Genomic DNA, 20573 nt, shown 5'->3' on the forward strand with positions numbered 1-20573 from the left:
TTTATCTCCTCAGAAGAGTAGCTGCATCACCCACATTGAGAGCAGGGCGTTAATGACGCAAACCGTAATAATGTGCGGGTAATATTTCGGATTCACGCCTGCGGTACCCAGGCAGCGGCCGGTATTTTGCACCGGATTGCCCATCAAATAGATGGCGGGCAGCAGGATGGTGGCATCGTGACCGTTGAGTGAGCCGGCGGCGACCAGACTGGCGCAGACCCCCACGCCGCCGCCCATACTCATCACCGAGGCCAGAAGGACCGTTGCCGCCGCGCCCGGAAGCCCCCAGAGCGCCATGACGGGCTCGCAAACATTGCCCACGATATCCAGCAGGCCCGTCACCTTCAGCGCCTGAATAATGACAAATGCCATGACCACGTTTGGCAGCAGGCTGGTGGTCGCGATGGTAAAGCCGCGACGGGCACCATCAATAAACATGTCCATGATATTTTTACGCGGCTGGGCGATCATTTTTTTCCTCCTGAATACGATGATCTTCCATACGGGCGATCCACAGTCGCAGGAAGTTAGCGCCAACAAATTTGAATACCAGAATGACGGCCAGCGGCGCGATCACCGGGACGGTAATAAACGTGAAAAGCGCGGCGCCGGAAGAAAAATAGTTGGTAATAATGGCGCTTCCGCTGGTCTGGAAGGTAGCGAAAATGGCGCGTTCATGGTCGGTAATTGCTCCGTCGTCGGTCAGCTCTTTGGTCATACCTGCCGCCGCATCGGTGTTTTGCAGGTTGGCGATAAGGGCCAGAGAGCAGATCCCCGGCACGCCAAGCAGCGGACGCAAAATAGGCGTCATCAGCTGTTGTGCGGCACGCAGTCCGCCCAGACCTTCGGTGACGGCAATGATCCCGAGCGATAAAATGACCGAGGGCGCCAGTTCAAGGGCAAATAAAAACCCGTCTTTCGCCCCCGTTCCGCCCGTGCCGCGAAACGTCAGGGCGCCGTTGACCGGTCCAAAGCTACCGTTTAAGACGGTAAAGTCCAGCACGCGCCACCATTCAGTACTTTTGGCGAAAAAACCGGAGAAAAATACGATGGTGAGTACAAACGCCAGATAGCCTACCCATGTCACTTTTTCCTCTCCTGAGGATGATGCACTCATGAAACCCCCTTTTTCATTGCGTACAAAAGTTGTACGTCGCACCACTACATACGATCGAGGGCTAAAACACGATATCCCAAAGGCTATTATCAGAATTCATTTAAGATGTCGGAGGAGTGCCTGGCGGAATCTGGCTCGCAGAAATGCTCGGCATTTTTCTTTTGGTCATCTTTTAGGTATAAGATTTAGACACGGACAACTACTGTCCAGCTTATTGAAAACGAGGAATAACATGCGCGTAAAAGTCTGTGCAGGGATTGTAGGGGCAGCATTGCTGCTGGCGGGTTGTAGCTCCAGCAATGAGCTGTCGGCGGCGGGCCAGGGTGTTCGCTTTGTGGAAGATAAGCCGGGTAGCGAATGCCAGCTGTTAGGCACGGCCACGGGCGAGCAAAGCAACTGGATGTCGGGACAGCATGGTGAAGAGGGCGGCTCTATGCGCGGTGCGGCGAATGCCCTGCGTAACCAGGCTGCGGCGATGGGCGGCAATGTGATTTACGGCGTGAGTAGCCCAACGCAGGGAATGCTCTCCAGCTTCGTGCCAACCGCCAGCCAGATGAGCGGCCAGGTCTACAAGTGCCCGAACTGAGTTAACGCGGTGATGGCGCTGCGCCCGGACCCTGTAGGGCAGGTAAGCGTAGCGCCACCTGCCTTTTAGTGCTGCCGCAGCTGCAAATCCAGCGGCGTCTTACTTGGCTCTCCGCCAATTTCGCGCGCCAGCTTGGGTACCATATAACCTGAAACCAGCGTTAACAGCTCGCGCATAATCTGTCGGGCTTCTTCATCGGTCACCATGAAGTGCGCCGCACCCTGCACGCGGTCCAGCACATGCAGGTAATAGGGCAAGACCCCCGCATCAAACAGGGCGTTGCTGAGGTCGGCCAGCACGCGGGCGCTATCATTTACCCCACGCAGCAGCACGCTCTGGTTTAGTAGCGTGACCCCCACTTGACGCAGGCGCGCCATGGCCGCGCGAAATGCATCGTCAATTTCATTCGCGTGGTTAATATGGTTCACCAGCAGCACCTGCAAGCGGGATTGCGCCAGGCGCGACACCAGTCCGTCAGTAATGCGTGCCGGAATGACAATCGGTAAACGGCTGTGAATACGCAGACGTTTGATGTGCGGGATGGCCTCAAGCTGGGTTAATAGCCAGTCCAGCTCATGATCTTTTGCCATCAGCGGGTCACCGCCGGAAAAAATAATCTCATCCAGCTCTGAATGGGCGGCGATATAGTCCAGCGCGACCTGCCAGTTGCGCTTATTTCCCTGGTTTTCGGCGTAAGGGAAGTGCCGACGGAAGCAATAACGGCAATTTACCGCGCAGCCGCCTTTGACCAGCAGCAGGGCGCGGTTGAGATACTTATGCAGTAAACCCGGTACCACACTGTTCTGCTCTTCCAGGGGATCGGTGCTGTACCCTGGTGCAGTAATGAACTCATCCTGCAAGGTAATGGTTTGTTTTAAAAGCGGATCGTCAGGATTGCCTTTCTCCATGCGCGCAACAAACGCGCGTGGAACGCGCAGGGCGAAAAGGCGCTTTGCCTCGCGGCCCGCAAGCAACTCTGGGTGCTGATCGAGGTCTAAAAGACGCAGCAATTCATCAGGACTGGTGATTACATCGGCAAGTTGCGATAACCAATCTTCTCTGGACGGGGTGTTTAGGGTTACAATATGCGCCATTTTGTGGCTTAGCTACCAGTTAACAAATTTAGAGGGCCTTATGGCAACGTACTATAGCAACGATTTTCGTGCTGGTCTTAAAATCATGATGGACGGCGAACCGTACGCGGTTGAAGCCAGCGAATTCGTTAAACCAGGTAAAGGCCAGGCATTCGCACGCGTTAAGCTGCGCCGCCTGCTGACCGGTACCCGCGTTGAGAAAACTTTCAAGTCTACCGACTCCGCTGAAGGCGCAGATGTTGTGGATATGAACCTGACTTACCTGTACAACGACGGTGAGTTCTGGCACTTCATGAACAACGAAACCTTCGAGCAGCTGTCTGCTGACGCGAAAGCGATTGGCGATAGCGAAAAATGGCTGCTGGATCAGGCTGAGTGCATCGTGACCCTGTGGAACGGTCAGCCTATCGCTGTTACTCCACCAAACTTTGTTGAGCTGGAAATCGTTGAAACCGATCCAGGTCTGAAAGGTGACACTGCCGGTACTGGCGGTAAACCAGCGACGCTGTCTACCGGTGCTGTGGTTAAAGTGCCACTGTTCGTACAGACTGGCGAAGTGATCAAAGTGGATACCCGCTCCGGCGAATACGTATCACGCGTGAAGTAATAGTCAGGGCGCAGCGCCCGCTGCGCCTGATTTTTGCAGGCAGGGATGATGAAACGTACCGTTAAAATTCTGCTTCTGTTAGCGCTCTCCAGTGCATTGCTTTCCGGCTGTAACACCACGCGCGGCATGGGGGAAGATATCCAGGATCTTGGGCATATCATTTCTCACGCGGCCAGCTAAGCTCGTCTAATTTTCCGAAAAATGCTTCCTTGTCCGTCAATCGGCGGGATCTTGTCTATTCTTAAGTTGCTATACACAAAACAACTTTGGCTATAAAAGGAAGATATTATGGTTAAGAAGACAATTGCAGCGATCTTTTCAGTCCTGGTACTTTCTTCAGTATTAACTGCCTGTAATACCACGCGTGGCGTTGGTCAGGATATTTCTGAAGGTGGTAGTGCAATCTCTGGTGCGGCAACAAAAGCACAGCAGTAATTAATTAACGGTACGGAACCAGAAGGGTTTCGTACCGTCAGTTTTCTGTACCCTGCGGAGATAAAAACGGGGAAAAGCGCGTGTCCATATGCAGCTTCATGCGGATATTTCGCTTGTAGGTATATACCGTTTTCCCATTGATACTCAGGTGAGCGGCAATTTTTTGATTGCTTGCGCCGTCCATCCACATTGTCAGCACTTTCTCCTCCTGGCGGGTCAGCAACGGCGTGGCCACTGTTGGTCTGTGCGTGTCTGAGCCCGAAATTAACGCTTCATTAATAACCGTGGCGAGTTCCTCAAGACGGGCATTTTTCATGAGTGAAGACCAGACCGGGAAGTTCTCCAGCCAGGCCGTCATGTCTCTGTCCTCTCCCGATTGCAACATAATAAAGGGGAGTTTTTCGCTGGCATTCAGTAAGGAAGAGAATTGCTGGAAATGGGGAGTATCCTGCCTGAAACCATGCAGGTCAGCGATAACCAGTGAGGGTTTCCATTGCAGAATGTGCTCTCTGGCGAGGAAAAGATTGTTCAGCCCGGTCACAACGTAATGTCCCGGGAATAAACCGGAATGATTGAGCCATGCTTCAAACCCCGCGCGGGTAAAGTGACAACGGTCAATCAAAAGTATTTTGAACATATTTTATTCGCAGTCGGCTAGTGGTTTGGCTTCCTGCCATCAGAAAGCACATCATCATAGAGAAGTCCGATGAGTAATAAATGCCTGAACTGCGCGCCTTACTGCGGCTATTTCTGGCCTTAAGGGGGTCAGCAGAAAATGATTGAAAAAAAATCGCACGTTAACCAAAATATGAGGCGTTATCTGCCTTGCGGGACGACCCGTAAGCGCTTTCTTCATCGGGGACGGCCCCAACTTATTTAAGTTAAGGAGCCTGAGATGTCCTGGATTATTCTTTTTATTGCCGGCCTGCTCGAAGTGGTATGGGCGATTGGTCTTAAGTACACCCACGGTTTTACCCGCCTGACGCCCAGCGTCATTACCGTTTCTGCGATGATTGTGAGTATTGTTCTGCTCTCATGGGCGATGCGTTCCCTGCCCGTGGGAACAGCCTATGCTGTCTGGACGGGGATTGGTGCCGTGGGGGCTGCAATTACCGGCATTCTGTTGCTGGGTGAGTCAGCGAGCCTGGCGCGTATCGCCAGCCTCGCCCTGATTGTGGCCGGTATCATTGGACTGAAGCTCAGCACCCATTAGTGGGGCTGTTTAACCCAGATGAGTTTCGACACATCAAACCCTTGCCGGGTCGCGACATCCAGCATCTGCTGTTTCATCTCCGACGAAATGGTTGGCGTGCGGGAAAGAATCCACAGATAGTTGCGATCCGGCCCGCAGACCAGTGCGTGACGGTACTCTCTGTCGAGCGCTATCACGTTATAGCCGCCATAGAAGGGGCCAATGAAAGAGACTTTGAGCGCGGCCCGTCGCGGGTCGCCGGTGAAGTATGCTTTCCCGACAGACTGCTGCCACATCTGCCGATCGGGGTTATAGCCCCGGTTGATAACCTGAATACCCCCATCCTCCATCGTGCTGTAATGTGCAGTCACCTTCTCTAAACCCTGTTCGAACCGATGGTCGAGGCGGGCGATTTCATACCATGTTCCGAGAAAGCGTTGTGCGTCAAAAGGCGTGACGACAGTGACACCAGGAGGTGGGGTAGGGGAACTGCAGGCAACCACTAAAAACGCGGCTGTCACCGCGGCGATAACAGGCAGAATGCGCATAGGAGTTTCCTTACTGTTTTTTGTTAAGTGTAGATGACAGCAGGGAAAATGCGGGAATTTTGCAGGCCGGGTGGGCGTTAGCACCACCCGGCAAGGTTTTACTGCAGAGCGCTCAGAATACGGTATGCCGCTTCCACGCGCGCCGGGTTCGGGTAGCTCTTGTTCGCCAGCATAACAATGCCGAGTTCCTTTTCAGGAATAAATGCGACATAGCTGCCGAATCCACCCGTCGAGCCTGTTTTATGTACCCATGATGCTTTTACTGGCGGAGCTGGAGGGTTCACTTCTGCCACCGGTAACGGTGCAAGAGCCACCTTGTTATCGCTGCCCTCCACGACGGTTTTGGCTTCTACCGGCCAGTTGAGCATCTCCCAGCCCAGACCCTGATACATGGCACCCACGCGCCAGTAGCGAGACTGTGCCAGGGCAATACCCTGTTTCAACGTTGAATCCGGAAGGGCGTCAGGGTTCATGTTGGCCTTCAGCCAGCTCGCCATATCCTGGATGTTGGTTTTGACACCATACGCTTCGGCATCCAGCATTCCCGGTGAAACGTGGATTGCTTTACCATCACGGTATCCCCAGGCGTAATGCGCCTCTTCTTCTTTCGGAACGTTAATCCATGTATGGTCCAGTTTGAGTGGCTTGAAGACCCGCTTCGTCATGGCCTGTTCAAAGCTCATGCCGGAGGGTTTAACCGCGAGGGCGCCAAAAAGCCCGATGCTGGCGTTCGCATAAAGACGCGTTGCGCCTGGTTTCCACTGCGGTTGCCAGTGTTGATAGAAACGCAGCAGGGAGGCGTTATCCGTGACCTCATCCGGCACCTGTAGCGGCAGGCCACCCGCGGTGTAGGTCGCCAGATCCAACATGCGAATACCCTGCCACTGCTTGCCTGTTAGCTCGGGCCAGTACTTTGTCACGGGGTCGCCCAGCGATATTTCTCCGCGCGCAATCGCATCGCCACCTAATACGCCGGTGAAGGTTTTACTTATAGAGCCCAGCTCAAACAGGGTTTGCGGGGTGACAGGTTTGTTCGCCGCAACATCGGCCTTTCCGAAGGTAAAGTAGTGCGGCTGACCCTGATAAATCACCGCTACCGCCATGCCCGGAATGGCTTGCGCTTTCATCAGGGGGGTAACGGTACGTTCCACCACGTCAGACAGCTGTTTCTCTGACATCGGCGCGGCGAGAACAGAGCAGGAGGTGCTGAGCAGCAGGGCACAGCAAAGGGATTTTGTCTTCATCAGTTTTCTTCCGTAATAGCGGTTCAAGGGAGTGTCCGGGCCCGTCAGACCTCAGTAGTCTGTTGGATTTGACTGTGGCTGACAAACGGTTAAATTTAGCATTAGCTGTTAATTTTTCTAACGGATGTAATGATGACCCGCAGCTATCTCCCGCTTAATTCGCTTCGCGCTTTCGAAGCGGCCGCCAGACACCTCAGTTTTACGCATGCCGCGATAGAGCTGAACGTGACCCACTCTGCCATCAGCCAGCACGTTAAAGCGCTGGAGCAGCATCTGAATTGTCAGCTGTTTGTCCGCGTTTCGCGCGGGCTGATGCTGACCACGGAAGGTGAAAACTTGCTGCCGGTGTTGAATGATTCATTCGATCGGATCGCCGGAATGCTGGATCGCTTTGCCAGTCATCGCGCCCAGGAGAAGCTAAAAGTGGGTGTGGTCGGCACCTTTGCTACCGGTGTTTTATTCTCGCAGCTCGCGGACTTTCGTCGCTGCTATCCGCATATCGATCTTCATCTTTCGACCCATAACAACCGCGTCGATCCCGCGGCGGAAGGGCTGGATTATACGATTCGCTACGGTGGCGGGGCGTGGCACGGCACTGAAGCGCAGTTCCTGTGTTCTGCACCGCTGTCCCCGCTTTGCTCACCCGATATTGCTCTCGGGCTCCAGTCTCCGGCCGACATTCTGAAGTTTACCCTGCTGCGCTCCTACCGACGCGACGAATGGTCGGCGTGGATGCAGGCGGCAGGTGAACATCCCCCGTCACCCACGCATCGGGTGATGGTCTTTGATTCGTCCGTGACCATGCTGGAAGCCGCGCAGGCAGGTGTGGGCATCGCCATAGCACCTGTGGATATGTTTACCCATCTGCTCAATAGCGAGCGTATCGTGCAGCCGTTTGCCACCCGGATTGACCTGGGGAGTTACTGGCTCACGCGATTACAGTCGAGGGCTGAAACCCCCGCAATGCATGAGTTTGCTCAATGGCTGGTGGGAAAAATGCAGAAATAAAAGGCCCGCCGGAGGGCGGGCCAGATGTATCAGATAGTGACCACGGCAATCAGCGTCACTACGGTCAGGATGGTCGCCAGACCGTAGAACACCCATTTACCGCTCGGTACATGGATTTTCAGGTCATGCATCGCATGGTGAGTACGGTGCAGGCCACACCACAGCGGCAGGACGATCATCAGGAAGATGAATACCCGACCAATAAAGCTGCTCGCAAACGCCAGCACGCGTTCGTAGCTCAGCGCATCGCCCGGGAATAACCCCAGCGGCAGCATAATCCCGACCAGCAGAATGATCACCGGCGCGATGATGGCGCTCCACATGCCGCCTGCGCCAAACAGGCCCCAGAAGACCGGCTCGTCTGAACGTTTTGGATTTGGATTAATCACAGTCGTCTCCTTACCAGAACAGTGCGACAAACAGAATGACCACAGTGACCAGGATCGTCACTCCCCATAGCCCTTTAATCACCGGCTCTGGCCCCATTTTCTCGCCTTTTACGATGATGTTTGCCGCTTTTGGCGCCAGTTCAAACCAGGTTTTGGTATGAAGCAGCGCTGCCGCGAGCACGATCAGGTTCAGAATTACGATGATGGGGTTTTGCAGGAAACCGACAAAGTTCGCCCAGGTTTCCGGCCCGTGCTTGAGGGCAAAAACGCCATACATCAGCTCAAGGCTGAACCAGACCGCCGGTACCGCCGTGCCTTCACGCAGCATGTAGAAGCGATAAAACGGCAGGTTTTTCCACCAGGTGGACGGCACTGGCCGCACATAGGCTTTGCGTTTAGTCGTCATCATGCACTCCTTAGCGTGGTTTCAGGGTAGCGATAAGAAAGTCTTTCGAGCTTTCCACTTTACCCTGCTGAATTGCGGCGGCAGGGTCGACATGCTTCGGACAGACTTCGGAGCAATAACCCACAAAGGTACAGGTCCAGACGCCGTTCTGGCTGTTAAGCTGCGCCATGCGTTCTTTTTTACCGTGGTCGCGGCTGTCTTCGTTATAGCGGTGCGCCAGGGTAATGGCGGCCGGGCCGATGAACTCAGGGTTCAGGCCAAACTGGGGACAAGCGGCGTAGCACAGGCCGCAGTTGATGCAGCCGGAGAACTGATGGTATTTCGCCATCTGCGCTGGCGTCTGGGTATTGGGTCCCTGATCAGGAGTACGCGGGTTGCCAATGATGTACGGCTTAATCGCTTCCAGACTTTCGATAAAGTGCGTCATATCGACCACCAGATCGCGCTCGATTGGGAAATTACCCAATGCTTCCACCTTGATGCCTTTGGTGTAATCGCGCAGGAAGGTTTTACATGCCAGCTTCGGCACTTTGTTGACCATCATGCCGCAGGAGCCGCAGATTGCCATGCGGCAGGACCAGCGGTAGCTCAGGTCCGGTGCCAGGTTATCTTTGATATAGCCGAGCGCATCCAGCAGGGAGGTTTGCTCGTCATAAGGCACTTCATAGAAAGCGCTGTGGGGGGCGGTATCCACTTCCGGATTGTAGCGCACCACTTCAACTTTCAGTTTTTGCATCTCAGCCATTCGCTTTCTCCTTCTTCTCGGCGGCTTCTGCTTCTGCGCCGTACACGCGTTTAGCCGGCGGCAGCGTGGTGATTTTCACGTCGCTGTAGTCCAGGCGCGTTGTGCCATCCGCATCGCGCCAGGCGAGAGTGTGTTTCAGGAAATTGACGTCGTCACGCTCGGTGCAGCCTTCGTCCAGACGCTGGTGTGCCCCACGCGACTCTTTACGCGCCAGCGCAGAGTGCGCCATACATTCCGCGACGTTCAGGCCGTGGCCCAGCTCAATGGTATAGAGCAGGTCGGTATTGAAGACGCTGGAGGTGTCGGTGATGCGCACGCGCTTGAAGCGCTCCTGCAGCTCCGCCAGCTTGTCGACGGTTTTCTGCATCAGCTCAGGGGTACGGTAGATACCGCAGCCTTCTTCCATCGACAGACCCATTTCATCGCGGATCTTCGACCAGTTCTCGTTACCTTCCTGGTTCACCAGGTCTTTCAGGCGTTTTTCAACGTCTGCGACCTGCGCATCCAGCGCGGCACCGTTAGCTTCGCCTGCGGTTGCGGCACGCTCCATTGCGCGTTCGCCCGCCATGCGGCCAAAGACCACCAGCTCTGCCAGCGAGTTAGATCCCAGACGGTTGGCGCCGTGCAGACCCACAGAGGAACATTCGCCCACCGCAAACAGGCCCTGAATACGGGTTTCGCACTGCTGATCGGTTTCGATACCGCCCATGGTGTAGTGTGCAGTTGGGCGAACCGGAATCGGCTCTTTCACCGGGTCGACGCCCACATAGGCTTTCGCCAGCTCACAGATAAACGGCAGACGTTCCAGCAGTTTCTTCTCGCCCAGGTGACGCAGGTCAAGGTAAACCACGTCGCCGCGCGGCGTTGAGATGGTGTTGCCTTTGCGCCACTCGTGCCAGAAGGCCTGAGAAACTTTGTCGCGCGGGCCGAGTTCCATGTATTTGTTCTTCGGCTCGCCAAGCGGCGTTTCCGGACCCATACCGTAATCCTGCAGATAGCGGTAGCCGTTTTTGTTGACCAGAATACCGCCTTCACCGCGGCAGCCTTCCGTCATCAAAATGCCGGACCCTGGCAGACCGGTTGGGTGATACTGCACAAACTCCATATCACGCAGCGGCACGCCGTGGCTGAGCGCCATGCCCATGCCGTCACCGGTAACGATGCCGCCGTTGGTGTTATAGCGGTACACGCGTCCCGCGCCGCCCGTTGCCATCACCACCGCGTTAGCGCGGATCTGAACGAGCGTGCCTTCCATCATGTTCATTGCCACCAGGCCGCGCGCATGCCCGTCATCAACCAGGATATCGAGGACGAAATGTTCATCAAAGCGCTGAATTTGTGGGAACTGAAGGGAGGTCTGGAACAGGGTATGCAACATGTGGAAGCCGGTCTTATCGGCGGCGAACCAGGTGCGTTCAATCTTCATTCCGCCGAAGCGGCGGACGTTGACGCTGCCGTCCGGACGGCGGCTCCACGGACATCCCCACTGCTCAAGCTGGGTCATCTCCGTTGGACAATGATGGACAAAGTAGTCAACGACATCCTGTTCGCAAAGCCAGTCGCCCCCTGCAACCGTGTCGTGGAAATGGTATTCAAAGCTGTCATGATCCTGCGCAACGGCGGCGGACCCTCCTTCTGCGGCAACAGTGTGGCTGCGCATCGGATAGACTTTTGAAATCAGTGCGATTTTAGCGTTTGGATTAGCCTGCGCTGCAGCAATCGCAGCACGTAATCCAGCCCCGCCAGCGCCAATTACGGCAAGATCGGCTTGAAAAGTTTGCACGACATTCCTCCAGATTTTTGTTATTTCGCAACGCGACAAACTAAAGGTAGTTCACCCGTCCAAAGGGACGATTGCGAAAGCGTTTCCACTGCTCCTTTATGGGTAAAAGAGTATAACCGTGTAGATGTCAGGGAAATTTGACGTGTTCGATTTTTTTGCTGTTCTGTGCGGTGATTTATCATGGTGATTGATGAATTACGTCACGAAATAATCAACCTAAATGAAATACGCTTTTTTACTGCGCAAAATTTGTCTCTGTCCCTGCTAACGAGTAGACTTCGTGCCCTTGTCTGAAATCGGAGAAAAACTCATGAGCGAAACGGCCACCTGGCAGCCGAGCGCATCCATCCCAAATCTGTTAAAACGCGCTGCAATTATGACGGAGATCCGCCGTTTCTTTGCCGACCGCGGCGTCCTGGAGGTGGAAACCCCGTGCATGAGTCAGGCAACGGTGACGGATATTCATCTGGTCCCGTTTGAAACCCGTTTTGTTGGTCCTGGCCACTCTCAGGGCATGAATCTGTATCTGATGACCAGCCCGGAATACCACATGAAACGCCTGCTGGCGGCGGGGTGTGGTCCGGTGTATCAGCTGTGCCGCAGTTTCCGAAATGAAGAGATGGGTCGTCACCATAACCCGGAATTCACCATGCTGGAGTGGTACCGCCCGCATTATGATATGTACCGCCTGATGAATGAGGTGGACGATCTGCTGCAGCAGGTACTGGAGTGTTCAGAAGCAGAAACGCTCTCTTATCAGCAGGCTTTCCAGCGCCATCTGGAAATCGATCCGCTGTCGGCGGACAAGGCTCAGCTGCGCGAAGTGGCGGCAAAACTGGATCTGAGCAACGTGGCGGATACCGAAGAGGATCGCGACACGCTGCTGCAACTGCTGTTCACTTTTGGTGTTGAACCACTGATTGGCAAAGATCGCCCGACCTTCGTTTACCATTTCCCGGCAAGCCAGGCGTCACTGGCGCAGATCAGCACCGAAGATCACCGCGTGGCGGAGCGTTTTGAGGTCTATTACAAAGGCATCGAGCTGGCGAACGGTTTCCACGAACTGACCGACGCGCGTGAACAGCAGCAGCGTTTTGAGCAGGATAACCGCAAGCGCGGCGCGCGTGGTCTGCCGCAGCAGCCAATTGATAACAACCTGCTGGAAGCGTTAAAAGCCGGTCTGCCGGACTGCTCAGGCGTAGCGCTGGGTGTTGACCGTCTGGTAATGCTGGCTCTTGGCGCAGAGCAACTGGGCGATGTGATTGCCTTTACGGTCGATCGCGCGTAAAGAATTGCCGGGTGGCGCTATTGCTTACCCGGCCTAAGCTTCTGGTGGAAATTATCCTTTCCATTTCGTCATGGCAACATTAAAAACTGCCATTTTCTGTGTACACGGGTCTTTTTCTTAAATTGCCTCGCATAGCCACAATATTTGTCTGGTCATCTGCTACCATCCGCGCAGTTTAATTCCTCTTCGGATGGTTATATGTCCCACTCACTCAAAAAAATGACCCTTACCGGGCTCATACTGATGATTTTTACGTCAGTTTTTGGCTTTGCTAACAGCCCGTCGGCTTTCTATCTGATGGGCTATAGCGCGACGCCGTTTTATATCGTTTCTGCTCTGTTCTTCTTTATCCCGTTTGCGCTAATGATGGCGGAGATGGGCTCGGCTTACCGAAAAGAAGAGGGCGGTATCTATTCGTGGATGAACAACAGTATCGGCCCGCGTTACGCGTTTATCGGGACGTTTATGTGGTTTTCATCCTACGTCGTGTGGATGGTCAGCACGGCGGCCAAAGTCTGGGTGCCGTTCTCCACGTTTCTTTTTGGTACGGATAAAACGCAGGTCTGGTCTCTGGCAGGGCTGAGCTCCACGCAGGTCGTCGGTATTCTGGCAGTCTTCTGGATGGTGATGGTCACGCTGGTGGCGTCGAAAGGTATCAACAAAATTGCCCGTATCACCGCGGTTGGTGGTATTTCAGTGATGTGTCTGAACCTGGTGCTGCTGCTGGTGAGTATCGCTATTCTGTGCCTGAACGGCGGGCATTTTGCGCAGGAGGTCAATTTTGTTTCATCCCCTAATCCGGGTTATCAGTCCGGGCTGGCTATGCTCTCCTTTGTGGTGTTTGCCATCTTCGCTTACGGTGGTATTGAAGCGGTAGGCGGGCTGGTCGACAAGACCGAGAACCCGGAAAAGAACTTCGCCAAAGGGATTATTTTTGCCGCTATCGTGATTTCCATCGGCTATTCACTGGCCATTTTCCTCTGGGGCGTCAGCACCAACTGGCAACAGGTGTTGAGCAATAACACCACTAACCTCGGTAACATTACCTATGTGCTAATGAAAAGCCTGGGGATGACCCTGGGGCAGGCGATGAACCTGAGCCCCGAGGCGGCATCGGTAATGGGAGTCTGGTTTGCGCGTATCACCGGCCTGTCGATGTTCCTCGCCTATACTGGCGCATTCTTCACGCTGATCTACTCGCCGCTGAAAGCGATCATTCAGGGTACGCCTAAAGCGCTGTGGCCAGCACGCATGACGCAGTTGAACACCGCAGGAATGCCAGCTAACGCTATGTGGATGCAGTGTCTGCTGGTCTGCATGTTCATCCTGCTGGTGTCTTTTGGTGGCGATACGGCGTCTGCGTTTTACAACAAGCTGACCCTGATGGCGAACGTGTCGATGACGCTGCCCTACCTGTTCCTGACCCTGGCGTTCCCGTTCTTCAAAGCGAAGCATGATCTTGAGCGTCCGTTTGTGATCTTCAAAACCCGCGCGGCAACGCTGCTGGCGACCACGGTGGTGGTGCTGGTCGTGGCGTTTGCCAACATCTTTACCGTTATACAGCCCGTGGTTGAGGCGAATGACTGGAACAGCGCGTTGTGGATGGTTGGTGGGCCGATCTTCTTCTCGCTGCTGGCGATGGGGATTTACGAGAATTACCGTCGACGCTCGCAGGCGTTCGTCACGGAAGTGGCATAGCGCTAAAATACCCCTCCCGAAAGGGAGGGGAGACAGTTACAAACTTCCTGCCGGGCGGGTTCTTGCCGCCGAGGTTAGGGTTTTACCCATCTTTCGTCCGTCCATACTTTCCAGACGCATCTGGAACGGTGGGAACGGCATATCAATTCCGTGCTCGCGGAAGCCCGCCAGAATCAGCTGGTGGATCTCGTGGCGAAGCGGCATTCGGTGCCCCATTTCGGCGGCGTAGATACGCAGCTCGAAAATCTGGATCCCCTGTTGTAAATCGACCAGGAACACTTCCGGTGCAGGGTTATCGAGCACCAGCGTGCAGCGTTCGGCAGCGGTATAGAGGATCTGCGTGACTTCTTCACTGTTAGCATCCGACGGTGCCGGCACTGTCAGCACCACACGCGTGACGGAGTCTGACAACGACCAGTTGATAAACTGCTCGGTGATAAACGCCTTGTTAGGCACGATGATCTCTTTACGGTCCCAGTCACTGATTGTGGTGGCGCGAGTGTTGATCTTCGTTACGCTACCGGTCAGATCGCGAATCGTCACCGTATCGCCTATACGAATCGGTTTTTCAAACAGGATGATCAGGCCGGACACAAAGTTGGCGAAAATCTCCTGCATGCCAAAACCCAGGCCAAACGTCAGCGCGGCGACCAGCCACTGCAGTTTAGACCACTCGATACCAATCATTGAGAAACCGACCATCCCACCAAAAAGCAATATCAGGTATTTGGTGATGGTGGTAATCGCATATCCCGTGCCGGGGGTTAAATCCAGATGCTGCAATAGCGCCAGCTCGAGCAGTGCCGGGAAGTTACGCACCAGTTGGGTGGTGATGATCAGCACCAGAATGGCAATCAGCACCGCACCCAGGGTAATCGGCTCCAGGCTTTCCACGCCCTGCACCGTGGACGTCACATCCCACAGAGAGATGTTCTCCAGGAAGCCAAACGCGGAATGAATTTCCGACCACAGGAAGATTACCGACAGGAGGGCTATCAGCATCAGGATGGAACGCACCAGCCGCAGGGACTGGGTACTGATGGCATCCAGATCCAGTTCGACCTCGTCCGCGTCTATCGTGCCTTCCGTGCTGTTAACATGGTTTGACTCTTCCTCACCTCGCGCACGTTGAGCGAGGATCTCCGCCCGGCGATGCTTGGCGCGGTCGAAGGCCAGACGACGGCGCTGGATCAGCATTCCGCGGCGGATAACGTGATACACCACCAGAAGCAGGAACCAGATCGCCACAGAGGTTTCCAGACGCGCCAGTAGCGCCTTCGAGGTAGCCAGATATCCCACTGCTGCAGCCAGCATTGCAATCAGAGGGGCACTGAGCAGCAGGTTCCAGAGCAGTCGGTTAAACATGTTGTCGCCGCTACCGGATTTATCCAGATAGAGCGGTATCCCCGCACGTTTCAGGCTGAGCGTGACAATGGCCAGCGCACCGCATATCAGCATAAAGCAGAGGCGGCCCAGCGAGCCTGAGAACTCGCGGTCATCGAGATTATCAAACATGATCAGCGCCATAATCAGCGGCACAATCAGCCCGATGCTCATCAGGTAGTAGCGCATGGCGCGCGCAACGCGGTTACGTGGCCAGCCAAAGTGGGCAATGAAAAGGCCATTTGGCCGCGCGAGGGTGGCGCAGATCATCACGACCCACAGCAGCGGTACCGTGGCGGTCACGCCATCGCCAATGGCAACGGCGAGTGGATAGGGCCAGGCTTCCCGTAGCCCGTAACCGAGCGTCATCCACAGCACCGGCAGCGGAGAGGCGACAAGTATCGACCAGAACACGGTGCGCAGCGTCAGCCAGAAATGGTCCTGAGTGACTTTCCCCACCCGTGCGCTGGAACGCTCCAGGAAACGGGTGAAATGCCTGCGTGAGTAAATGCTGAATCCCACCAGAATCAACGCGCCCAGCAGCGGGAAGATGGTCTCTTTGCTGGTCAGCATCATCACGCTGGCCTGTCCCAGTTGGCTGACGGTGTCCAGCGAAATCAGACGGCGCAAATCCTGCACGATCTCGATCGGCCATGAGAAGGTCATTGGACGCACGTCGGATGTCCAGAAAAGATAACGGTGCGTTGCCTCGTTGACCTCTTTCAGCGCATCTTCCAGCTGGCTGTTGGAAACCTTGAGCTTAGTCAGCTCCAGAATCAGCGTATCGCCGCCCTGCAGCAGGGAGTTCAGCAGTTCACGCTGGGTACGCAGCTGAGCTTCCAGAATCCGGTTTTGCTCGCTGGTCAGGGGCTGGCCATCCGCCTGTCGGATTTGGCGAATTTGCGGCTGCTTATTGAGTAGATCCTCAAAATGTAATCGCTGAACGCGTAGCTGGGCCATCTCGGTATCCAGCTGCTGCGGCTTCGGCATTTCCGGCAGACGCGCAACCTGGGCACGCAACGCCTCGCCCAGCAGGTTTGATGACCCAAGCCACTGGGACTGTTCGCGCAGGGTGTTGAGCGCCTGACGCACCTGCAGGGTTTGATTGGTCGCCTGACGTTGCTGTGAGGCAACCAGATCCATACGCTGCGCCTGCTGATTCAGTGCGGCAGAAAGCTCACGGTTGACCTTAAACTGATCGACGATGTCCGCTGGCAGGTTGGCACTGTTTTCCGCCAGCAGTTCGGTGCTTTCGAGAGCACGTTCGGCCTCGCGCTGGCGCTGGCTATTAAGCTGATTACGCAGGGCCTGAAGATACGCATCCAGCTGCTCGCTCTGCTTTTGTGCGAGTTCCGAGCGCATCCGCGACAGCTCCTGGCGGTTATTGGCGGACAGCTGCGCCAGTTCCAGTTCATCTACCAGGGCTTTCAGACGCGCCGATTCCGCCTGCAGACCAAGATTTTGTGCCTGCGCCTGCGGCGTGTTGCCAGTTTGCGTACCCACGCGGCGCTCAACTTCATTAAGCTGGCGACGGGCGTCGGTTTGCTGCTGCGGGAGCTGGCTGAGGGAGTCGGCAATTTCACGTGCACGCTCTTGCTCCTGCTGAGCCAGACGGCTCTTCTCCAGAAGCTGGCTGCTGACCTGCAGGATTTCCTGATTCAGGGCGTCCGTGGTCATGTTGGCTGGCACATCGCGCGGCTCATCACGCAGATTAGCCAGCTGCGCGCGCAATGTTTGCGATAGTTTGGGGAAGTTGTCGATAACTTGCTGATATTGCTGAGCGCGCTCAAGAGAGCCTTTCCGCTCTTCAAGCGCGTTCAGTGCGGACTGAAGCGACTCGACGGTCTCTGGCTGAGCGGGTTTGGCCGCTTTTGCCTGCTCCAGTTCCTGACTTATCTGTTTGGCGTCGGGGGCTGTCGCTGCGTACGCCCCCATGCTGAGGCACCAGGCCATCAGTAGAACGATAATCGGGCGCACGTCAGCGATCCTTCTGTTGTTAGCCTTCGTCTTTTTTGTCGTCAACCAGCGGGCTGGCGTCATGCTCGGCGTTGATCTCTTCTTGTGACAGCGGAGCAGGTTCTGCATCGGGTGTCACAAAAGTTTCGGTGGAGACTGCCAGCGGCTGGCCAAGTTTGGTCACCGACAGGCTTTCAAGCTGTTCAGCCAGCTTCACTTTGCCCGGCGCAAACAGGTTGATAACGGTAGAGCCCAGCTTGAAGCGCCCCATCTCCTGACCTTTCAGCAGGGCGACAGAGCCTTCCGCTTCACCGGCAGGCCACGTCCAGCGTTTGATGATACCTTCACGCGGAGGCGTGATGGTGCCAGCCCAGACGGTTTCAATACTGCCGACAATGGTCGCGCCCACCAGAATTTGCGCCATCGGGCCAAATTCAGTATCGAACAGGCAGATGACGCGTTCGTTACGGGCAAACAGGTTCGGTACGTTCTGCGCGGTCAGGTGGTTCACGGAGAAGAGATCGCCCGGAACGTAGATCATCTCACGCAGGATACCGTTACACGGCATGTGTACGCGGTGATAGTCGCGCGGCGACAGGTAGGTGGTCGCAAACGTACCGTTACGGAACAGGTCCGCCATCAGGTAGTTACCCGCCAGCAGCGCTTCCAGGCTGTAGTTATGGCCTTTCGCCTGCAGGATTTTGTCGTCTTCGATATTACCCAGCTGGCTGATCACGCCGTCAGCGGGCATCACCAGTACGTTAGGGTCGGTGTTCAGCGGACGCACTTCATCGCGCAGCGGGCGTACAAAAAACTCGTTGAAGGTACGGTAGCTGGCGGTGTCTGGCTTCTGTGCCTCTTTCATGTCGACCTTGTAATACTTCACAAAAAGGTCGATGACCAGTTTGGTCAGCCAGCCCGCGCGTTTGCTTGCGCCCCAGCCCGCCAGGCGAGTGAGCCACAGTTTTGGCAGAATGTATTGAAGCGAAAGTTTAAATGCGTTTAACAAGGTAGCCTCCAGGCCATTGTTTTGTCGTTCCTGATCCGGCGGTAAGCCGCCGGAACCTGAAAAAAGGGGACGATTTTAGCGATGCTTAGCTTAGTTGTCAGTTGTCAGAATCAGAAAAGTTTTTACGCGTTTTTACCTGATCCATGCTCTCAAGAATGCGGTGGTAATTCTCGAAGCGGGTCTCCGCAATCTCACCTTTTTCGACGGCTTCACGGATAGCGCAACCTGGGTCGTTATCGTGTTTACAGTCGCGGTACTTGCAAGCGCCTAAATAATCATGGAATTCGACAAATCCGTTGAAGATTTGTTCCGGTTCAAGATGCCACAAACCGAACTCGCGCACGCCCGGGGAGTCGATGACATCGCCCCCGTGCGGGAAGTGATACAGGCGTGATGCGGTGGTGGTGTGCTGGCCAAGACCCGAGACATCAGACACATCATTGGTAAGGATCGCCTGCTGGAGGCCAAGCAAATTGTTCAGCAGACTCGATTTGCCCACGCCGGACTGGCCCGCAAAGATGCTGATGCGATCGGTGAGCGCCTCTTCCAGCGGTTTCAGACCATCTTTGGTATGGCTTGAGACCATCAGGACGCGATAGCCAATATTGCGATAGATATCCATCTGCTCATTGACGAAGGCCATCCCGTCGTCGTCCAGCAGATCGATTTTGTTTAATACAATGATCGGCTCAACCTGCAGCGTTTCGCAGGCGACAAGGTAACGGTCGATAATGTTGAGCGAAAGCTCAGGTAAAATCGCCGAAACAATAACGATCTGGTTAATGTTGGCGGCAATCGGCTTCACGCCATCGTAGAAATCCGGGCGGGTGAGCACCGACGTGCGTTCATGCACGGCTTCAACGATACCTTTAACCGTGACCCCTTCAGCCGCCTCTTTACCCGGACGCCAGACCACGCGATCGCCGGTAACCAGTGAACGGATGGTGCGACGGATATTGCAGCGGTGAATATCCCCGTCGGCGGATTCCACATCGGCATGCATACCGAAACGGCTGATGACGACGCCTTCTGTCGCTTCACCAAACAGGTTATCGTCATAATCCGGCTTCTCCGAAGTGGTTTTAAGACGGCGCTGGTGGTTGGCGTTTACGCGGCGCTGCTGCCCTTTGGAGAGTTTATTTTTACTCAATCGCGCTGGCTCCTGGTCGCCCGTAAGGGGCAAAACCTCTATGATACACTCTAATTAATACTAGTTAACCTGCTACTGCCGGTTATGCGAGAAGGGTGGAAAATAACATGAGCGCGGATGAAAACAACCTGATTTGGATCGATCTCGAAATGACCGGGCTGGATCCCGAGCGCGATCGCATTATTGAGATTGCAACTCTGGTGACGGACGCCAACCTGAATATTCTGGCCGAAGGGCCGACGATTGCCGTGCATCAGTCCGACGATCAGCTGGCTTTGATGGATGAATGGAACGTGCGCACCCACACCGGTAGCGGCCTGGTGGATCGCGTGAAGGCCAGCACGTTGGGCGATCGCGAGGCAGAACTGGCGACGCTTGAGTTCCTGAAACAATGGGTTCCGGCAGGTAAATCGCCTATCTGTGGGAATAGCATTGGCCAGGATCGCCGTTTCCTGTTTAAGTACATGCCGGAGCTGGAGTCTTACTTCCACTACCGCTATCTGGATGTCAGTACCCTGAAAGAGCTGGCGCGCCGCTGGAAACCTGAAATCCTTGATGGGTTTAAAAAGCAGGGGACGCACCAGGCGATGGACGATATTCGTGAGTCTGTGGCAGAGCTTGCGTACTACCGCGAAAACTTTATTAAGCTGTGATTTTGAGATCCGGCGCCTTGCGTAGCCGGGTTTTTGTCGTTAAATTGTTCAGCTTGCCGATTTAATAAGCATTTGAACTGAATTTCGAAAAAATCGCTTTAAGGGGGGTTGCAGCTAAAAGGATTTCTCGTATAATGCGCCTCCCGTAACGACAGAGAATTACACGTTACGACAGCAACAAAAGCAGTACAGATTTGCGGGAATAGCTCAGTTGGTAGAGCACGACCTTGCCAAGGTCGGGGTCGCGAGTTCGAGTCTCGTTTCCCGCTCCAAAATTTGAAA

Annotated in this window: 22 protein-coding genes and 1 tRNA gene; 10 read left to right on the plus strand and 13 right to left on the minus strand. The window is 55.0% G+C overall.

The genetic code is table 11. The annotated features are described in order from the left end of the window. Nucleotides 1–9: 9 nt before the first annotated feature. Together L383_RS03665 and L383_RS03660 are read right to left on the minus strand one after the other, a co-directional pair. A complete protein-coding gene (locus L383_RS03665; protein ID WP_014882203.1) occupies nucleotides 10–471 on the minus strand; it encodes a YjiG family protein in 462 nt (153 codons plus the stop codon). Next, the gene (locus tag L383_RS03660; RefSeq protein ID WP_023331837.1) at nucleotides 452–1117 is read right to left on the minus strand and encodes a nucleoside recognition domain-containing protein; all 666 of its coding nucleotides are present in this window, start codon (nucleotides 1115–1117) and stop codon (nucleotides 452–454) included. Before L383_RS03660 ends, L383_RS03665 begins: the two co-directional genes overlap by 20 nt. 232 nt (nucleotides 1118–1349) lie before the next feature. Here L383_RS03660 and L383_RS03655 point away from each other — a divergent pair, with 232 nt between their 5' ends. After that, the gene (locus L383_RS03655; protein WP_014882205.1) at nucleotides 1350–1703 is read left to right on the plus strand and encodes a DUF4156 domain-containing protein; all 354 of its coding nucleotides are present in this window, start codon (nucleotides 1350–1352) and stop codon (nucleotides 1701–1703) included. Nucleotides 1704–1768: 65 nt separating this feature from the next. On the opposite strand, the gene epmB is transcribed toward L383_RS03655, so the two are convergent. Then, complete coding sequence (epmB, locus tag L383_RS03650; RefSeq protein WP_023331838.1) at nucleotides 1769–2797, minus strand: EF-P beta-lysylation protein EpmB; 1029 nt, start codon at nucleotides 2795–2797, stop codon at nucleotides 1769–1771. Between the two features lie 40 nt (nucleotides 2798–2837). On the opposite strand from epmB, the gene efp reads away from it, so the two are divergent. The 3 genes from efp (at nucleotide 2838) to ecnB (ending at nucleotide 3839) form a co-directional block, all read left to right on the plus strand. After that, entirely contained in the window at nucleotides 2838–3404 is a 567-nt protein-coding gene (efp, locus tag L383_RS03645) for an elongation factor P (RefSeq protein WP_014882207.1), read from the plus strand. A gap of 48 nt (nucleotides 3405–3452) precedes the next feature. Then, a complete protein-coding gene (locus L383_RS03640) occupies nucleotides 3453–3584 on the plus strand; it encodes an entericidin A/B family lipoprotein (protein WP_013095266.1) in 132 nt (43 codons plus the stop codon). A gap of 108 nt (nucleotides 3585–3692) precedes the next feature. Continuing rightward, nucleotides 3693–3839, plus strand: a complete 147-nt coding sequence (ecnB, locus tag L383_RS0124315) for a lipoprotein toxin entericidin B (protein WP_003025482.1) — start codon at nucleotides 3693–3695, stop codon at nucleotides 3837–3839. A 37-nt stretch (nucleotides 3840–3876) separates the two neighbouring features. Here the strand turns inward: ecnB and L383_RS03635 are convergent, their stop codons facing one another. Next, entirely contained in the window at nucleotides 3877–4476 is a 600-nt protein-coding gene (locus L383_RS03635; protein ID WP_023331840.1) for a response regulator transcription factor, read from the minus strand. Nucleotides 4477–4734: 258 nt separating this feature from the next. On the opposite strand from L383_RS03635, the gene sugE reads away from it, so the two are divergent. Continuing rightward, on the plus strand, nucleotides 4735–5052 hold the full coding sequence (gene sugE / locus L383_RS03630; RefSeq protein WP_014882209.1) for a quaternary ammonium compound efflux SMR transporter SugE: 318 nt from the start codon (nucleotides 4735–4737) through the stop codon (nucleotides 5050–5052). On the opposite strand, the gene L383_RS03625 is transcribed toward sugE, so the two are convergent. After that, complete coding sequence (locus L383_RS03625; protein WP_014882210.1) at nucleotides 5049–5579, minus strand: lipocalin family protein; 531 nt, start codon at nucleotides 5577–5579, stop codon at nucleotides 5049–5051. The genes sugE and L383_RS03625 overlap by 4 nt on opposite strands. A 98-nt stretch (nucleotides 5580–5677) precedes the next feature. Continuing rightward, complete coding sequence (locus tag L383_RS03620) at nucleotides 5678–6823, minus strand: cephalosporin-hydrolyzing class C beta-lactamase ACT-28 (protein ID WP_023331841.1); 1146 nt, start codon at nucleotides 6821–6823, stop codon at nucleotides 5678–5680. Nucleotides 6824–6955: 132 nt separating this feature from the next. On the opposite strand from L383_RS03620, the gene ampR reads away from it, so the two are divergent. Further along, on the plus strand, nucleotides 6956–7831 hold the full coding sequence (gene ampR / locus L383_RS03615) for a LysR family transcriptional regulator AmpR (protein ID WP_014882212.1): 876 nt from the start codon (nucleotides 6956–6958) through the stop codon (nucleotides 7829–7831). 29 nt (nucleotides 7832–7860) lie between these two features. Here ampR and frdD read toward each other — a convergent pair whose 3' ends face one another. Genes frdD through frdA form a run of 4 tightly spaced genes read right to left on the minus strand, consistent with a single transcriptional unit; the run spans nucleotide 7861 to nucleotide 11154 of the window. Then, nucleotides 7861–8220: a fumarate reductase subunit FrdD gene (gene frdD / locus L383_RS03610; RefSeq protein WP_023331842.1), complete on the minus strand. Its 360-nt coding sequence runs from the start codon at nucleotides 8218–8220 to the stop codon at nucleotides 7861–7863. Between the two features lie 10 nt (nucleotides 8221–8230). Then, complete coding sequence (gene frdC / locus L383_RS03605; RefSeq protein ID WP_014882213.1) at nucleotides 8231–8626, minus strand: fumarate reductase subunit FrdC; 396 nt, start codon at nucleotides 8624–8626, stop codon at nucleotides 8231–8233. A gap of 10 nt (nucleotides 8627–8636) precedes the next feature. After that, nucleotides 8637–9371 (minus strand): fumarate reductase iron-sulfur protein, encoded by a 735-nt coding sequence (gene frdB, locus L383_RS03600; protein ID WP_014882214.1) that lies wholly within the window; start codon nucleotides 9369–9371, stop codon nucleotides 8637–8639. Continuing rightward, a complete protein-coding gene (frdA, locus tag L383_RS03595) occupies nucleotides 9364–11154 on the minus strand; it encodes a fumarate reductase (quinol) flavoprotein subunit (protein ID WP_014882215.1) in 1791 nt (596 codons plus the stop codon). The genes frdB and frdA overlap by 8 nt, the downstream gene beginning before the upstream one ends. 310 nt (nucleotides 11155–11464) lie before the next feature. Between frdA and epmA the strand changes: the two genes are divergently transcribed. Together epmA and yjeM are read left to right on the plus strand one after the other, a co-directional pair. After that, entirely contained in the window at nucleotides 11465–12442 is a 978-nt protein-coding gene (gene epmA, locus L383_RS03590; RefSeq protein WP_014882216.1) for an elongation factor P--(R)-beta-lysine ligase, read from the plus strand. 198 nt (nucleotides 12443–12640) lie between these two features. Next, the gene (gene yjeM / locus L383_RS03585) at nucleotides 12641–14140 is read left to right on the plus strand and encodes a glutamate/gamma-aminobutyrate family transporter YjeM (RefSeq protein WP_023331843.1); all 1500 of its coding nucleotides are present in this window, start codon (nucleotides 12641–12643) and stop codon (nucleotides 14138–14140) included. 36 nt (nucleotides 14141–14176) lie between these two features. Here the strand turns inward: yjeM and mscM are convergent, their stop codons facing one another. The 3 genes from mscM to rsgA all read right to left on the minus strand — a co-directional run bounded on the left by mscM (nucleotide 14177) and on the right by rsgA (nucleotide 19638). After that, nucleotides 14177–17500 carry a miniconductance mechanosensitive channel MscM gene (gene mscM, locus L383_RS03580; RefSeq protein ID WP_023331844.1) on the minus strand — a complete coding sequence of 1108 codons (3324 nt, stop codon included), beginning with the start codon at nucleotides 17498–17500 and terminating at the stop codon, nucleotides 14177–14179. A 19-nt stretch (nucleotides 17501–17519) separates the two neighbouring features. Beyond that, the gene (gene asd / locus L383_RS03575) at nucleotides 17520–18488 is read right to left on the minus strand and encodes an archaetidylserine decarboxylase (RefSeq protein ID WP_023331845.1); all 969 of its coding nucleotides are present in this window, start codon (nucleotides 18486–18488) and stop codon (nucleotides 17520–17522) included. 97 nt (nucleotides 18489–18585) lie between these two features. Continuing rightward, the gene (rsgA, locus tag L383_RS03570) at nucleotides 18586–19638 is read right to left on the minus strand and encodes a small ribosomal subunit biogenesis GTPase RsgA (RefSeq protein ID WP_014882220.1); all 1053 of its coding nucleotides are present in this window, start codon (nucleotides 19636–19638) and stop codon (nucleotides 18586–18588) included. A gap of 107 nt (nucleotides 19639–19745) precedes the next feature. On the opposite strand from rsgA, the gene orn reads away from it, so the two are divergent. Beyond that, the gene (gene orn, locus L383_RS03565) at nucleotides 19746–20291 is read left to right on the plus strand and encodes an oligoribonuclease (RefSeq protein ID WP_014882221.1); all 546 of its coding nucleotides are present in this window, start codon (nucleotides 19746–19748) and stop codon (nucleotides 20289–20291) included. A 196-nt stretch (nucleotides 20292–20487) separates the two neighbouring features. Continuing rightward, nucleotides 20488–20563 (plus strand) — tRNA-Gly (locus L383_RS03560). Nucleotides 20564–20573: the final 10 nt, after the last annotated feature.

Source organism: Enterobacter sp. MGH 37 (assembly GCF_000534515.1).
Classification (GTDB): domain Bacteria; phylum Pseudomonadota; class Gammaproteobacteria; order Enterobacterales; family Enterobacteriaceae; genus Enterobacter; species Enterobacter kobei.